The organism is Paraburkholderia sp. JPY419 (assembly GCF_050435705.1).
GTDB lineage: Bacteria > Pseudomonadota > Gammaproteobacteria > Burkholderiales > Burkholderiaceae > Paraburkholderia > Paraburkholderia youngii.
The window spans coordinates 568,287-583,130 of the sequence record NZ_JBNDKV010000003.1 but is presented as its reverse complement, the minus strand read 5'-3'; the positions used below and the strand labels follow the sequence as shown (position 1 = coordinate 583,130).

Annotated in this window: 12 protein-coding genes and 3 pseudogenes; 8 read left to right on the top strand and 7 right to left on the bottom strand. The window is 60.5% G+C overall.

What is annotated here, in order from left to right; all coding sequences use genetic code 11:
* Positions 1–9 precede the first annotated feature (9 nt).
* Positions 10–873: an IS630 family transposase gene (locus QFZ91_RS26235; protein WP_429568928.1), complete on the top strand. Its 864-nt coding sequence runs from the start codon at positions 10–12 to the stop codon at positions 871–873.
* The gene (locus QFZ91_RS26230) at positions 761–1,051 is read left to right on the top strand and encodes a transposase (RefSeq protein ID WP_429569144.1); all 291 of its coding nucleotides are present in this window, start codon (positions 761–763) and stop codon (positions 1,049–1,051) included. Before QFZ91_RS26235 ends, QFZ91_RS26230 begins: the two co-directional genes overlap by 113 nt.
* Positions 1,052–1,517: 466 nt before the next feature.
* Here the strand turns inward: QFZ91_RS26230 and QFZ91_RS26225 are convergent, their stop codons facing one another.
* Positions 1,518–2,240, bottom strand: coding sequence for an IS6 family transposase (locus QFZ91_RS26225; protein ID WP_429569143.1), 723 nt, complete (start codon positions 2,238–2,240; stop codon positions 1,518–1,520).
* Between the two features lie 249 nt (positions 2,241–2,489).
* Here QFZ91_RS26225 and QFZ91_RS26220 point away from each other — a divergent pair, with 249 nt between their 5' ends.
* Positions 2,490–5,234, top strand: coding sequence for a Ulp1 family isopeptidase (locus QFZ91_RS26220; RefSeq protein WP_429568927.1), 2,745 nt, complete (start codon positions 2,490–2,492; stop codon positions 5,232–5,234).
* Positions 5,235–5,280: 46 nt separating this feature from the next.
* Here the strand turns inward: QFZ91_RS26220 and QFZ91_RS26215 are convergent, their stop codons facing one another.
* Positions 5,281–5,850, bottom strand: a complete 570-nt coding sequence (locus QFZ91_RS26215; protein ID WP_429568926.1) for a transposase — start codon at positions 5,848–5,850, stop codon at positions 5,281–5,283.
* Between the two features lie 51 nt (positions 5,851–5,901).
* On the opposite strand from QFZ91_RS26215, the gene QFZ91_RS26210 reads away from it, so the two are divergent.
* From QFZ91_RS26210 to QFZ91_RS26195, 4 genes and pseudogenes are all read left to right on the top strand, one after another.
* Entirely contained in the window at positions 5,902–6,240 is a 339-nt protein-coding gene (locus tag QFZ91_RS26210) for a hypothetical protein (RefSeq protein ID WP_429568925.1), read from the top strand.
* A gap of 380 nt (positions 6,241–6,620) precedes the next feature.
* Positions 6,621–6,812, top strand: a pseudogene (locus QFZ91_RS26205) (transposase); the annotation flags it as partial.
* A gap of 123 nt (positions 6,813–6,935) precedes the next feature.
* Positions 6,936–7,772: a transposase gene (locus QFZ91_RS26200; protein ID WP_429568924.1), complete on the top strand. Its 837-nt coding sequence runs from the start codon at positions 6,936–6,938 to the stop codon at positions 7,770–7,772.
* Positions 7,773–8,189: 417 nt separating this feature from the next.
* On the top strand, positions 8,190–9,230 hold the full coding sequence (locus QFZ91_RS26195; protein WP_429568923.1) for a C39 family peptidase: 1,041 nt from the start codon (positions 8,190–8,192) through the stop codon (positions 9,228–9,230).
* A 446-nt stretch (positions 9,231–9,676) separates the two neighbouring features.
* Here the strand turns inward: QFZ91_RS26195 and QFZ91_RS26190 are convergent.
* Both QFZ91_RS26190 and QFZ91_RS26185 read right to left on the bottom strand, forming a co-directional pair.
* Positions 9,677–9,871: pseudogene (locus QFZ91_RS26190) on the bottom strand (DDE-type integrase/transposase/recombinase); the annotation flags it as partial.
* A 198-nt stretch (positions 9,872–10,069) separates the two neighbouring features.
* Positions 10,070–10,936, bottom strand: coding sequence for a transposase (locus QFZ91_RS26185; protein WP_429568922.1), 867 nt, complete (start codon positions 10,934–10,936; stop codon positions 10,070–10,072).
* 64 nt (positions 10,937–11,000) lie between these two features.
* Here QFZ91_RS26185 and QFZ91_RS26180 point away from each other — a divergent pair, with 64 nt between their 5' ends.
* Positions 11,001–11,441, top strand: a complete 441-nt coding sequence (locus tag QFZ91_RS26180; protein WP_429568921.1) for a hypothetical protein — start codon at positions 11,001–11,003, stop codon at positions 11,439–11,441.
* Here QFZ91_RS26180 and QFZ91_RS26175 read toward each other — a convergent pair.
* The 3 genes and pseudogenes from QFZ91_RS26175 to QFZ91_RS26165 form a co-directional block, all read right to left on the bottom strand.
* Complete coding sequence (locus QFZ91_RS26175) at positions 11,428–12,438, bottom strand: IS5 family transposase (protein WP_429568920.1); 1,011 nt, start codon at positions 12,436–12,438, stop codon at positions 11,428–11,430. The genes QFZ91_RS26180 and QFZ91_RS26175 overlap by 14 nt on opposite strands.
* 155 nt (positions 12,439–12,593) lie before the next feature.
* The gene (locus QFZ91_RS26170; protein ID WP_429568919.1) at positions 12,594–13,865 is read right to left on the bottom strand and encodes a cytochrome P450; all 1,272 of its coding nucleotides are present in this window, start codon (positions 13,863–13,865) and stop codon (positions 12,594–12,596) included.
* Positions 13,862–14,696 (bottom strand): annotated as a pseudogene (locus QFZ91_RS26165) (alpha/beta hydrolase). Before QFZ91_RS26165 ends, QFZ91_RS26170 begins: the two are co-directional and overlap by 4 nt.
* Positions 14,697–14,844: the final 148 nt, after the last annotated feature.

The window sequence follows — 14,844 nt, the reverse complement described above, 5'->3', positions numbered from 1 at the left end:
TTATACGAGATGAAGACGAAAAATGATGCTCGAAAGTTGGACGGAGCCACGCAAGCACACATGAGAAAAATGGTTGTGCAGGCGGTGCGTGGCGGGATGACGCAGACTGCGGCGGTGGCAAACATCTACGGTGTGAGCCTGCGAGCGGTGAGCAAATGGATGAAGCTCTCGCGCGAAGGCGGATGGAGAGCGCTGAGGCCAGGCAAGCGCGGCCGCCAACCAGGAAGTGGCCGGCTCAATCACACCCAGGCCGTGAGAATCCGCAAACTGATCATCGAACGGATGCCGGACCAACTGGCGTTGCCGTTCTACCTGTGGACGCGCGAATCGGTGGCGCAGTTGATCGAGCAGCAGTACGGCATCACGGTGTCGGCGACGACGGCGGGCCGATACCTCAAGGCTTGGGGCATGAGTGCCCAGAAGCCGGTGCGTCGTGCCTATGAGAGGAACGACGCAGCGATTGCGCGATGGCTGGACGAGGACTATCCCACGATTGCGAAAGAGGCGAAGCAGGAAGAGGCAACCATCCTTTGGGGTGACGAAACGGGGCTGCGAAGTGACCACCTCAGCGGAACGAGCTTCGCTCTCAAAGGGCGAACGCCGCTGGTACGCGCAACGGGACAGCGCTTTGGCTGCAACATGATCTCCGCGATATCCAATCGTGGGATGTTGAGCTTCATGGTGTTCGAGGGGACGGACGTTCAAGAATGCAACCTTCATCGAATTCATGAAGCGCCTGCTCAGGCAGGCCACGCGGAAGATCTACCTGATCGTGGACGGACATCCGGTGCAACGATCCGTGGCCGTCAGGCGCTTCGTCGCCGACAACGCCGAGCGCCTGCGCCTGATCCGGCTGCCGGGGTATTGCCCTGAACTGAACCCGGACGAACTGCTCAATCAGGACGTGAAGACCAATGCGCTTGGCAAGAGCCGGCCGACCAGCAAGGCGGAAATGATCGGCAACGTCCGTCGACACCTGCACCGTCGGCAAAAGGAGCCTCACGTGATTCGCAACCTGTTCAAAGAAAAGCATGTTAGTTACGCCGCTTAAAAATACGCACTATTTGTCGCACTGGTCAGTATCGAGCTTCGGTCCGATTCGCCAGCACTTCGCGCTCAAGCGACATCTACTGCGTGCATTACTCTATCAACTGGTTGCGGGTTTTCTGATGTGCGTAAATTTGTCTGCATGCCGCATGGGGACTGACTTTTAAGGTCCGCATGGTCAGATCGGTTAAAGTCCGGATTTGCGGATGTAACGGATGACCGGAAGTCAATACAGGTAAGCGATTCCCACGAATTTGAGTCTTGAGCAGTTTGAGCAATTTGTGTTGCCGTATCTGAGCCGGGGCCGACGTGGGCCGGCTCCAACCCTGGCGTTGCATACAATCTTCAATGACGTCCTGCCACTGCTTTACACCGGGTGCCAGTGGAAAGCGCTGCCGATCAGGATGAACGGCGGTTGTGTCGCGTTAAGGACGATGCGACGATCAGGCGGCTAAGGTGAGGAGGATTGCTTACATCACGAGAGAATAGAATTGTTCGGCTGCAGTCGAGGCGACGCCATCGTCACACATCTGCCCCTTGCGGATCATGTGTGCGATCTCAATGCCAGACAGGATGATGCGCGCACAGCGGAAATCCTTGAGCCCCATCATCGGTTTGATGATGCGTTTGATGGCACGGTGATCCTGCTCGACGACGTTGTTTAGGTATTTGTTTTGCCGGACCTTGATCGGCGTTAAACGCTCGGCATTGAGCGCTTCAAGCGCAGCCAGATTGGCGCCGCTCCTGTCCACGGTGATTGTCTCGGGCTCGCCGTTCTGTTCAATCGCCTTCTCGAAGTAGCGGCGCGCCGCAGCCTTGTCCCGATGGGCGCGCAGCAGGAAATCCACCGTGTTGCCCGCCTTGTCCACGGCACGGTACAAGTATTTCCAATGGCCTTTGACCTTGACATAGGTCTCATCGACGCGCCAGCTCTTGCCGACAGGCCGTTTGCGTTTGCGGAATGCTTTTTCAAACACCGGTAGCAGCTTGATAACCCACCGGTGCACGCTCGAATGGTCCACCCCGATACCCCGCTCGGCCATCATTTCTTCCAGATTTCGCAGGCTCAGCCCATATGCCACATACCAGCGCACGCACATCAGCATGACATCGAGCGGATAGTGCAGTCGCTTCAGAACCTTCGCAATTCCTGGGGCAAGGGCCTTTCGTGGTGTCGGTGCCTTCTTCATCATCATCGGCTCAGTACCGGTTCGTCAGACGCGCATTCTAGCGTCCCCACACTAATGCGACACAACCTTCGTTACTGCCCACAGGCGTTCGTTTCGAACCCCTCTGAGGAGTTCCGGACGCCCGACAATCCAAGAAGCCGGTCAACCGTCGCTGGCACAAGCCGTCGACGAAGCAGGCGCAGACGGCGCCCGTGGCCGTGACGGCCAGTGGGATGTCGGCGGTCTGTAACGCAAAAAGAGGGAGCAGAAACAATGGAATTTCCGGGAAGGGACTCGTGGGAGTTTTTCGATGTCGACAGCTACCGGCGGGCCTGCGACGCCTCCACTGCCCAGCCCGCGCATGCCCCCCAGTCCCCCTCGAGTCCGCCGGCCGCTTCGCCCGATCACGTCCTCAACCAGCTGGCCGACCTGCAACTTGGCCGGGCCGGGCGGCGCAGGGTCAGCAATGCCGGAGGGACACCGGCGCCGCGCAATGCCCTCGCCGGCAGGGTGGGGTCGATGCGGCGGCTCCCAGGCCCTCTCATTGCGCGCGAGCAGTACTTACAGAGCGCGCGCTACGACGTGCCCGCATCCCTGCCAGAGAATTCTGCGCCGTACGCTGCCCGCCACAGCACGTCTGGCACCATGTATGTGGCCCACGACGAGGCTGCCCCGCGCCGCAAGGGCGGCCTCATGTCGGGCCTCAGGAAGGCCTTCGGCCTAGGGGGGCGCCGCAAGGACGCTTCTGACATCGCCTCATCCGGGCGCCACAGCATCGACATCGTCCGCCGTGACTCGACGTTTCCCATGGACGCCCCGGAGCCCATGCGTGGGCGGGTGCATTACGCGCCGCGGGATGAGGACCAGGATCGCATCCGGCGCGAGGCCGGGGCCGCCATGTACGCGGAGGAAACCACGCTTCCACCGCCTGTTCCAAGAAACAAAGACGCGTACGAGCAGGACGTTCCGCTCATCAGCCGGATGTGGGAGGGATTGACCGCCGGGAACGTTCCCCCCAAAACGAGGAGTACCAACGGGAACGCGATAGTCCATCTGAGCGCCTGGCTCAAGCAGGTCGGCAAGGCCCCGATGGAGGGCCGGCTGTTCACTGCCGACCTGAAATCCGATGCCTGGAAGTTCGTCCGGCGGGGAGGAGATTCTCACGCGACGGCGGCACTGGATCACCTTCAAGAAATGGAGTCGAATAGACTTGGCATGGTGAACATTGCCAGGCGTGAGCAGCGACGAGACAGGCAGATACCGCCAGATGATGCGGCGCTCATTGACACGGCGTTTGGAAAGCAAACCACCAGCAAATGGGCCGCACGGGCCTTCAGCGCGTGGCTCCTGCTCAATAAGCATGCCCCGTTGAGCAACCGCAAGATGCTTCTTTCCGACACCATGGATCGCCTCGTCGAGGAATACCAGGCCATTCCCCGTGCCCCGTACGCCACCGGCCATGTGCCCTCGGCCGTGAACCACCTGCGCAACTTTGTCACTCACAGCACGACGGAGATCAAGACCCGGAGTTCCCATTTTGGTATTCCGGAAGTGGACGAGCGGCTCATCGGGCGATACCGGATACAGGGCAACGCCGCGTTGCGGTCCCAGGCGCAGCAGGAGAACAAACCCGTGCGGGTCAACAGGAACGGCCGCACGAAATTCGACGATTATGCGCTCGCTACCCGCGCCTTCAGCGACTGGCTCCAGCAACAAGGACGGCCAAACATTGCCGAACGGCTTCACCTCAAGGATGGCAACCTGATGGCCGACTTGGAGCGCTTTGACGAAAAGAAGGGCTCCAAGTACAGGATGGTCCGCCTGGCGCTGGGGCACATGATCTCCATGTTCCCGCCGGAAGCCCCCGAGGTGACGATTGCCCGGATCGGGCGCGAACGCTTCGTGAATGCGCTGGGGTCGTTCGTACCGGACAGCAGCGTGGCAAACCTGGCAGTCAGGGTCGGTGCCGACGTGGACGACCTGCTCGTGTTTCTCGATGCGAGCTCCGCGACCGGCCTGACCCAGGCCGGTGAGGATCTGCTGAAGACGTTCGATGGCCACCTGCGGCAGGTTGCCGGGGCCAGCATCGGCCAGCGGCAGCAGTGGATGGCGATGGCCGCCCGGGGCATGGGGCAGACGTCCATGTCTCCAATCCTGGCGACCCCGGTCGGGTGGTCCGGGATCAGCTGGCCGGTGGGAGCGGATTCTGCTTACGAGGGCCTGAGTCCGTTCACCGCCCTGCCGGGGTCTGGCCAGGAGGCCTGTGCGGACACGCCGTCGGAGGTCGCCGGCCCCTCCCGCCCGGCACAGGAGAACGCCGACGTGGACGACTACCCGTCCCCTCAGACCGCGCCCCCGGGTGTGGCAGCCCGGCGACTGGCTCACGAACCCTGGCTGCACGACGACGATCTCCACCACTATAACCAAGTGGCGATCCAAAGGATCGCCCAGGAACTGGGGCCGGACGGCTACCAACGGCTCACCGGAACGCTCGACATCGCCGACCCGCTGCAGGTGCAGCAGTTGGACGAAGGGAGCGCGCAGAAGCGGGCAGAAGTCCTGCAACATTTCAACGCCCCCATCCTCTTCCTGCCGCTGAACCACGCCAACCGCCACTGGTCGCTGCTGGTCATCAACCGGCCAGCACAGCAGGCCTTCCACTACGACTCGAAGATTCCTCCCGGTTCAGCCCATATGGCGAACGACACGGCCCAGTTCGAGGTGGCCCGGCGGGTGGCGAACGTGCTGAACGCAGGAACGCCGATGGGCATGCCGATGGCCCTGCAGCCGGACGACAATACCTGTGGCGACCATGTCCTGGCAGGCATCGAAACGCTGGCGCGCAGGATCATGGCCAGCCCGGGGAACGTCCCGATGGATCTCAGCGACATCCAGCCGAGCCGCGAGCACATCGTCGCCTCATTGACCTGGTACGAGCAGTACTTCGCGCAGACCAGTGCCGCCCAGGCCGCGCAACTGCCTGGCCAGTCAGCGGCCAGACCGCGAAAGCGGCGCTGAGCGGCTTTGTGCAGCAGGGCAGGGCCGCAGTTGGTTGCAGACGCAACTAGGAATTTTTGACGCAAACGGCCTTGCCGAAGCTGTTCCACAGATTCACGAGGTTCGCGATGATCACGCCCTCGCGCTGCTGCGATTCGGTTTTGCGCGTCAGTAGCCGCGCGCCGATGCAACGCTTGATTCGCGAGATCTGCGCCTCGACCAGCGCGCGCTGGCCGTACCCGTATTTGTTGCGGAACGCATGGATGCCCTTGTCCTTGATGTACCAAACGAGATGGTCGTGCCAGCGCGTCGCCGGCTGATTGTGAACGACCGCATTGGCCGGTGGGGGAATCACCGGCAGCACGCCGCAGGCTGACCACGCCTCGGTCTGCGCGATACTGTAGTACGCGCCGTCGGCGATCACGCAGTCGACGTTCGCGTCGACGACTGCCAGCATCGCATTCAGGCCCGCCTCGTCGGAGACGTTGTCCTCGGTGATCGCGATCTGGTGGACATTCATCTCTGGGTCGATCGACAGATGCATCTTGCGCCACGGCGTCTGGCTCGCGTCGCGCCCGTACTTTTGCCGATGCCAGTCGCTGGCCCGGCCAAAGTTGATGCCGCTGTAATCGGTCAAGTGGTTGCGGGTTTCAGCGCAGGTGATATTCGTTTCCAGTTGAAGGAACCGATGATGCAGAAAGTGGCGGACACAGCAAGACCGACGGTGCGAAACGAAGATTTGGTATGCGAGGTGATCCGCATGGCAGAAGCAAACGCGATCACGGCGCGAAGCGCCAACGATGTACCGCAAGATCTGGGCGTGAGATCAGCTTTGGCAGTAGTGCCGAAGATTGATCAGGGTGTAGGCGAGAGTCTTGAAGGCGTAGTGCACGTCACTGATGCGTTCGAAGCGCAGCAGCAGGCGGCGGAACTTGTCCTCCCTGGCGAACACGCGCTCGATGGTCCGAAAGCGTTCCTCGAAGATGGCCTCATTGAAATGACGCTTGCGGCCACGTTTTTGTTCTGATTGCGGTTCCGGGGATTTTCCGGGATGTTGGGTGTCATCCCGCGGTTGAAGATCGCCTTGCGGTTTTCGCGACAGTCATACACGCCATCCAGACTGACGGTTGAACCTTGCAGGTCCGCGCCAATGGCGCGCGCCATGGCGGTGAGTCCGGGCAGCGCGTCGCGCAGCAGGGGCGATTCGTTGCGGTTGCCCGGCGCCGCCACGAATGGCGCGATGATGTTGCACCCGCGATCGCAGAAGGCTACGGCCTTGTCGCCCTTCAGGTGCTTGTGCCCGCTGTAGCCCAGGTTGTCGCCACCTTTCTTTGCCGGCCGTCGTCGTGCCGTCGCCATGAATGACCGAGAGGTCGAGAAGCTCGTCTTCATGCAACAGGTAGCGCGCGCGGCAAGAATCGCAACAAGTCGAAGATCCGTGCTCGGGTTGAGCACGTTTTTGCTTTCGTCAAGTGCCTGTGGGGCTTCACGAAGGTGCGCTATTGCGGTCTGGCGAAGAACGCCAATCGCGCCTTCGTCGCGCTCGCGTTGACCAACGTCTATCTCTCGCGCACGCGATTGATGGCACAGGTCCCGCCCGTAATGGGCCAACTGATTGCGGGTTTTCCGAAGGGGCCGAATTTGTCTGCGAGCCCCATCAGGGCTGGCTTGCGGGGTTGGCGAGGCCGGAGCGGTTAAAGTCAAGGCTTTGCGGATGCGAGAATGGCTGCAAACCATGGCCGACAGGCGATTCCCACGCAATTGACGGTTGAGCAGTTCGAGCAATTTATCTTGCCGCATCTGGGCCGGGGCCGGCGCGGTCCGCCACCGACGTTGCCGCTACAGAAGATGTTCAACTATGTCCTGAAGGCGCTGTACATGGGTTGCCAGTGGAAGATGCTGCCCATCGAAACGAATGCACTGGGGCTGCCTGAAATCCACCACACCCGCATCTACCGGATCATGCGGCGCTGGCAGGCCGACGGCAGCATCGACCGGGTCTTTGCGGGCTCGGTTGATCAACTGCATCAGGACCAGCGCCTGGACCTCTCGACCATCCACGGCGACGGCACGACGACGGCAGCGAAGAAAGGCGGCGACAACCTGGGCTACAGCGGGCACAAGCACCCCAAGGGCGACAAGGTGGTGGCCTTCTGCGATCGCAAATGCAACATCATCGCGCCGTTCGTGAGTGCGCCGGGCAACCGCAACGAATCGCCCCTGCTGCGTGACGCGCTGCCAAAACTTACCGCCATGGCGCGTGCCATTGGTGCGGACCTGCAGGGCTCAACCGTCAGTCTGGATGGCGTCTACGACTGCCGCGAAAACCGCCGTGCGATCTTCAACCTCGGCATGAGGCCCAACATCCCAGAGAATCTGCGCAACCGCAAACAGAACAAACGCGGCCGCAAGCGTCATTTCGATGCGGCCATCTTCGAGGAGCGCTTCAGCACCATCGAGCGCGTGTTCGCCGGGAGGATACGTTCCGCCGCCTGCTGCTGCGCTTCGAGCGCATCAGCGACGTACACTACGCGCTCAAGACGCTGGCCTATACGATGATCAACCTGCGGCACTACTGCCGCAGCTGATCGCGCCCCTCTGGGCCGCCTGCCGTCACGTCGCCGGCGCATTGCGTCGCGGCCCCGCGCGTCGATGCCATGTCGATCACCTCGCAAATCCGACTACCGCTTCGCGCCGCCCGTCTTGCCAACTCCTGCATTTCATGAAACATATGTCCTACTGATCAAATGCAACTTCAGTCCGCTTGAAACCCGCAATCAGTTGATGGCATTATTCAATGCTGGCTTCATGATGTTGCGCTTTTACACAACCCGCAGCATCTTTGCAATACCCCATCCGGACAAAGCCTCCTGAAAGAACGTCTCGCAACATGGCATGGCTGGACCGTCTCAGACCCGGTTGAGACGGATAAGGATTACTATGCATGTGCCGAGACATTGACCTACAGTACCCAACTTGACAACGCCCTTCGCAAAACGCCATGCGACTTCGCCAATCTCGCGCGAAGCAGAGCGTTGGCATGAAATTATTGATCATTTTCTTCTTACAAAGGAGCGGGTGATGCTTAGATGTTTTTCTGGATGTTTTGGTATTATTCGTGCGGGCAATGACGGGGTGTCCAATGACAGTGCCACAGAAGATCAAGCTGCGTCGAATCAGCGCACGTCCTCTGGGCATCGACCTGCCGGCGACATACGCCTTATGTCATTGCCCCAGCGCGCTGTGAGCACTCGACGCCCATCGAAGATGCCTGCTTTGATCTCCGGCGATATGATTCCAGCCCAGAATGGCCATACGTGCAAGCCGACGGCACTTGCTGCGCTGGACGCGTACTTCGCTAAGGAACATGGGGTCCGCAGCATCCCCCTCCGAAAGGGTATGGTCAGCAGAAGCGATACAAATGTTGGCAGCGAGCGACCGATAAGCGTGAGACAAATTGCAAAATCAAACGGGTCAAGACAGGGCGAGATCTTACAGGCCGACATGTTTCTGCGCGTTGCCCAGCAGATGGGGTATGAAGCAAGAGCCCTACGACCAACTGACATGAATGATTTTCGAAAGACCGTTATCGATAGCATCGCAAGCAAAAAGCCTCTGGTAACGTGCTTTGCCGTTAACCGTAAAACCGGATTCCCGAGTATGGAGTTTGATGGGGGTAATGAGCATGCGGCTTTAATCGTCGGCTACGACCAAAAAGGCGATACGGTCGATATTGCTCATTGGGAAACTCTCTTTGAGGCCGTTCCAGTGGAAGCGCTTTATGAATCAATGCAGAAAATCCCTGCAACCCGGCAGCAGGAAATCTATCTGCGCACCGGAGCCTCTGTTTCCAGTGCGACACCGAAATATTCTCCAGCGCAGGACGAAAACGCAAGCAGTGACAACAGCCTTCTATATTCAATCATCCCTGAACAAGGTAGTGGCTTCAAAAACACATTGTTTTCAGTACGTCCTGATCCGGCGCATGACAGGTGGAGCAGTACCCGCCTTATATAGACTCCGGTCTCTCGGGCGAGTGTGGGCATATCGCCGCAAAAGTGTCATTTAGGTCGCCAATGCCGCTGGCCGATGCATCTATCGTATGAATCTTTGATTGTATAGAAGGTTGGCTGGTGAAGCGACAATGGGATGAGGCCGAACTCGACGCGCACTGGACGTTGACCGCAGAGGAGCAGGCGTTGCTGCCCGGACTCGCGCTGGGAGGTGCCAGCCGAGGCTGTGCGTCACCTAGCCGAACAACTGGCAATTCCCATCAAGGCGCTCGAGAGCTTCGACTGGCAAGGACGAACGGCAAAGCGTCAGCGTCCCGATCCTGTCGTGGCTGGGTATCCGCCGTATGGCAGCCGCCGACTGGGATGCCTTGGCGTTGTGGCTGCGTGCCGAGTGGTTGTGTCGCGTTAAGGACGATGCGACGATCGGGCGCCTAAGGTGAAGAGGATTGCTTACATCACGAGAGAATAGAATTGTTCGGCTGCAGTCGAGGCGACGCCATCGTCACACATCTGCCCCTTGCGGATCATGTGTGCGATCTCGATGCCAGACAGGATGATGCGCGCACAGCGGAAATCCTTAAACCCCATCATGGGTTTGATGATGCGTTTGATGGCACGGTGATCCTGCTCGACGACGTTGTTTAGGTTAACTGATTGCGGGTTTCAAGCGGACTGAAGTTGCATTTGATCAGTAGGACATATGTTTCATGAAATGCAGGAGTTGGCAAGACGGGCGGCGCGAAGCGGTAGTCGGATTTGCGAGGTGATCGACATGGCATCGACGCGCGGGGCCGCGACGCAATGCGCCGGCGACGTGACGGCAGGCGGCCCAGAGGGGCGCGATCAGCTGCGGCAGTAGTGCCGCAGGTTGATCATCGTATAGGCCAGCGTCTTGAGCGCGTAGTGTACGTCGCTGATGCGCTCGAAGCGCAGCAGCAGGCGGCGGAACGTATCCTCCCAGGCGAACACGCGCTCGATGGTGCTGAAGCGCTCCTCGAAGATGGCCGCATCGAAATGACGCTTGCGGCCGCGTTTGTTCTGTTTGCGGTTGCGCAGATTCTCTGGGATGTTGGGCCTCATGCCGAGGTTGAAGATCGCACGGCGGTTTTCGCGGCAGTCGTAGACGCCATCCAGACTGACGGTTGAGCCCTGCAGGTCCGCACCAATGGCACGCGCCATGGCGGTAAGTTTTGGCAGCGCGTCACGCAGCAGGGGCGATTCGTTGCGGTTGCCCGGCGCACTCACGAACGGCGCGATGATGTTGCATTTGCGATCGCAGAAGGCCACCACCTTGTCGCCCTTGAGGTGCTTGTGCCCGCTGTAGCCCAGGTTGTCGCCGCCTTTCTTCGCTGCCGTCGTCGTGCCGTCGTCGTGGATGGTCGAGAGGTCCAGGCGCTGGTCCTGATGCAGTTGATCAACCGAGCCCGCAAAGACCCGGTCGATGCTGCCGTCGGCCTGCCAGCGCCGCATGATCCGGTAGATGCGGGTGTGGTGGATTTCAGGCAGCCCCAGTGCATTCGTTTCGATGGGCAGCATCTTCCACTGGCAACCCATGTACAGCGCCTTCAGGACATAGTTGAACATCTTCTGTAGCGGCAACGTCGGTGGCGGACCGCGCCGGCCCCGGCCCAGATGCGGCAAGATAAATTGCTCGAACTGCTCAACCGTCAATTGCGTGGGAATCGCCTGTCGGCCATGGTTTGCAGCCATTCTCGCATCCGCAAAGCCTTGACTTTAACCGCTCCGGCCTCGCCAACCCCGCAAGCCAGCCCTGATGGGGCTCGCAGACAAATTCGGCCCCTTCGGAAAACCCGCAATCAGTTGTACCTTCTACCGGCTGTTCGGCTGGGGGATGCGGCAGATCACTGGCTATATGGAGGACTACTGGGAGACTCGCGGGCTGGACATCCCGGTGCCCAGCGCCAGTCAGCTGGGCGAACGGTTCGCTTCACTGGAGGTGAGCGTCACGCAGCGTTGCGAACAGCTGGCCCGGCGTCTCGCGCGCGGCGGGACGATCAGTCTCATCGTCGACAGCACGGGATTGAGCTTTGGGCGGGCGAGCCAGTGGTACGAGGAAAAGTACGCCCAGAAGGCCGCGCGCACGCCGTGGCGCAAGATGCATCGGTCGATCGACGCTGACATGAACGTACACGCGATCGGCTTTGTCCGGATGGGTACGAGTTCCCGTGCCATGGACGCGACTATGCATTTTTGACGCAAACCGGTTTGCCGAAGGCATTCCACCGGTTCAGCAGGTTGGCGATGATTACGCCTTCGCCTTCCTGCGACGCAAGCTCCTGCGTCAGCAGGCGCTCGCCGATGCAGCGCTTGATGCGCGAGATCTGTGCCTCGACCAGCGAGCGCACACCGTAGCTGTATTCACCGTAGCCGTATTTCTTGTGAAATGCATAGATGCCTTTGTCCTCGATGTATCTGACGATCTGGTCATGCCGGCGGGTTCGCTGCTCGCCGTGTACGACAGTGTGAGCTGGCGGTGGGATGACGGGCGTCACGCCCGCGCCTGAAAGCGCTTCGGTACGCTCGATGCTGTAGTACGCGCCATCGGCAATCACCCGATCCATCGGCACATCAGCGGGCAGCACGGCGTCCATTCCTTCGCTGTCCGACACTTCTGTAGTGGTGATGCGGATCGCGTGTACGTTCATGTCAGCGTCGATCGACAGATGCATCTTGCGCCACGGCGTGCGCGCGGCCTTCTGGGCGTACTTTTCCTCGTACCACTGGCTCGCCCGCCCAAAGCTCAATCCCGTGCTGTCGACGATGAGACTGATCGTGTCGCCGCGCGCGAGACGTCGGGCCAGCTGTTCGCAACGCTGCGTGACGCTCACCTCCAGTGAAGCGAACCGTTCGCCCAGCTGACTGGCGCTGGGCACCGGGATGTCCAGCCCGCGAGTCTCCCAGTAGTCCTCCATATAGCAGGTGATCTGCCGCATCCCCCAGCCGAACAGCCGGTAGAAGGTAAAGATCAGCTCGATGTACGCCGTGGTGTAGGTCGGCTCACGCCCCGACACGCCCGGCGTACGGCTCTTTGCGTTGATAAGCTGCGCCTTCAGATCGCCGCCCGGCACATACGGGCTGATCATGCCGCGCTTTCTCAGGCTCTGGTTATACGCCCGCGCGTTCGTCACCCGGTACCCCGGCTTCTTGCGCTTGCGCGCTTCACCCGTCTTTAGTCTGGCTTTATATGGCATTATTCAATGCTGGCTTCATGATGTTGCGCTTTTACACAACCCGCAGCATCTTTGCAATACCCCATCCGGACAAAGCCCAGCTGCGCAGTTATCCGGCGGCGAAGGCTGATTGGCATGAATACGGCCGGTCGTGAGGAGAATCGACCGCTTACACATCATCCGTGCGACGACTCGTGCAGCCATAATGCCACATAGCCATGAACGATCCCGTTTTGCTGGCGGCGGCTTCGTTTTTCGTCGACGACGGCGCGCGGCAAACTGTCGATGACGGCGGCAAGCACGGCTTGCACTTCGAGTGTTGCGATCGCTCGTCCCACGCAAGCGTGCATGCCGGCGCCGAAGCCAAGACTGGCTGCTCCCTTGCGTCGGATGTCCAGACGATCAGGGCTGTCGAATACGAGCGGATCGCGGTTCGCGGAACCCAGCAGCAGAACAATTTGTTCGCCACGGCGAATACGCTTTCCGTGGAAGTCCAAGTCGCGCGAGGCGTAACGCACGGCGCCGTGCGCGGCCGGGTCATGCCTTAGCAGTTCCTTGACGGTCCACTCGATAGCGGTCCGGTCGCGGACACATTCGTCCCACAGCTGCCGCGTCAGTGCAACGCCCGCCACAGTATTGCAGATAGATCGTGCAGTGGTGACGAAACCGGCGACGAACAAGAACGCGAGATTGTCGATCAGTTCATTGCGGCTCAATGCGCCTTCCCGTTCGAGTGCCAGCAGAGGGCTCACTGGATGAACAGTGGCCCCCTTCTGATCGATATTGTCGATAAACCGCCGCACGAGCTCCGCGTAATCGTTAGCCTCCTTGCGCAGCCGGTCGTGCTCAGTCGCATCGATTTCGACATTGCTCATCAGCTTTGCAACCGGCACGCAAGCGTTCAGCCACATGTGTACCTGGTCCGCGGGGATGCCAATGATCTCGGAGATCGTACGCACCGAGAGCAATAACGCGACCTTTGCAATATCGCATCCTTCGGCGCTGGTGAAAGCATGCACGAGTGCTTTTGCATTGCGCTCGATAGCGGGACGCAGGGCCTCGAAGGCCGCACGAGAGAACAAAGGCGCCAGCGCTGCGCGCATCCGTGCGTGATCGTCACCACACTGCCGATGCACCGCGTCGCGCCCGATAACAAAATTATCGCCACATGGCGCATGCGTCAGAAAGTGGCCATTGGTATCACGCAACACGTCCATGCAATCGGCGTGCCGCGTGACCAGCCATACACCGTTCGGGCCCTGTGATACAGCAGAGGTGTCGCGCAGCCATGCGTATTGCGGGTAGGGATCGGCCTCGCTGAGGCCAAGAATGTCCAGCGCCGGGGCTTCTTCGGACGTTTCGTCCGGCAGCGGTCGATCGCCACGCCCCAGCGGTGCGGTCACCGGCTCCTGGAATGTCTGCTGCCGGGCGTGCATCGTATTGGTCATGATCCGATCCCCGCCAGTTCAAGCATGGTGTCGAAGGCGGTTGTCAGCAACTGTCCGGCCTCGGCGCGCGCCACGCCGGCATGGGGAACCATGCCTGCCATCGAAAAGAAACCGTGGATCATTCCTGTGTAGCAGCAGATAGAAACGAGATTCCCGGCGTCGCGCAGCTTGCATGCATAGAGAAATTGTTCGTCGATCAGCGGATCGTATTGTGCGCATACGATGAACGCGGGCACCAGGCCGGCATAGCCGCCATCGGGTTGCCGCGTGGCGTCCAGGGGAGCGAAACGCCAGTCGTCGCGATCGCGTTCATCGAGCAGATACAGTGACTGCATCTGCTCAATGGTTTCGAGCGTCAGGTAGTATCCCGTCGCGTAGGCGGTATGGGATTCCAAGTCTAGGCGGCGCGAAAGCCCCGGGTAGACCAGCAGTTGCATCGCGAGCGGCCCCCGGATTACGGGCGTTGATGGCGGTAACCGCAGCGAGCGTCGCGCCCGCGCTCTCCCCGCCCACGGCAATGCGATTCGGGTCAAGTCCAAGCAGATGCGCATTGCGAGTGAGCCAGAGCAGCGAGTCGAAGGCGTCGTCAATGGCGCATGGAAACCGGAATTCGGGCGCAAGCCGGTACGCTACCGACAGCACCGCGCATTGCGCCTCGACGGCCTGCGCCCGGCATTGCGCGTCGGCGGTCTGACGGCTGCCGAACACGAAGCCGCCCGAATGAAAATACAGCAGCAGGGGCTGCGGTTCCGTCCAGCAAGGCCGCACCGGACAATACAGCCGGGCAGCCAGCGTTGCGCCTCCCCGGACCGGCAGTTCCAGATCTTCCATATGTGCGATAGCGCAGGGCTTGGTATCGCACAGCGGCGCGAAGAATTCAAAGTAAGCGCGCGCGTCCTGCAGAGGCAGCATCGCCATGGAGGCTTTGCGCGCGCGCAGCCGCTGCAGAAGCTCGTTGAAATTCGGATGAAGTGGCATG

Bases quoted from the DNA above. Each gene is read 5' to 3' on its own strand.
- QFZ91_RS26225 (WP_429569143.1), bottom strand. From the start codon at position 2,240: ATGATGAAGAAGGCACCGACACCACGAAAGGCCCTTGCCCCAGGAATT.
- QFZ91_RS26220 (WP_429568927.1), top strand. From the start codon at position 2,490: ATGGAATTTCCGGGAAGGGACTCGTGGGAGTTTTTCGATGTCGACAGC.
- QFZ91_RS26235 (WP_429568928.1), top strand. From the start codon at position 10: ATGAAGACGAAAAATGATGCTCGAAAGTTGGACGGAGCCACGCAAGCA.
- QFZ91_RS26210 (WP_429568925.1), top strand. From the start codon at position 5,902: ATGATGCAGAAAGTGGCGGACACAGCAAGACCGACGGTGCGAAACGAA.
- QFZ91_RS26170 (WP_429568919.1), bottom strand. From the start codon at position 13,865: ATGACCAATACGATGCACGCCCGGCAGCAGACATTCCAGGAGCCGGTG.
- QFZ91_RS26185 (WP_429568922.1), bottom strand. From the start codon at position 10,936: ATGGCTGCAAACCATGGCCGACAGGCGATTCCCACGCAATTGACGGTT.
- QFZ91_RS26175 (WP_429568920.1), bottom strand. From the start codon at position 12,438: ATGCCATATAAAGCCAGACTAAAGACGGGTGAAGCGCGCAAGCGCAAG.
- QFZ91_RS26180 (WP_429568921.1), top strand. From the start codon at position 11,001: ATGGGGCTCGCAGACAAATTCGGCCCCTTCGGAAAACCCGCAATCAGT.
- QFZ91_RS26200 (WP_429568924.1), top strand. From the start codon at position 6,936: ATGGCTGCAAACCATGGCCGACAGGCGATTCCCACGCAATTGACGGTT.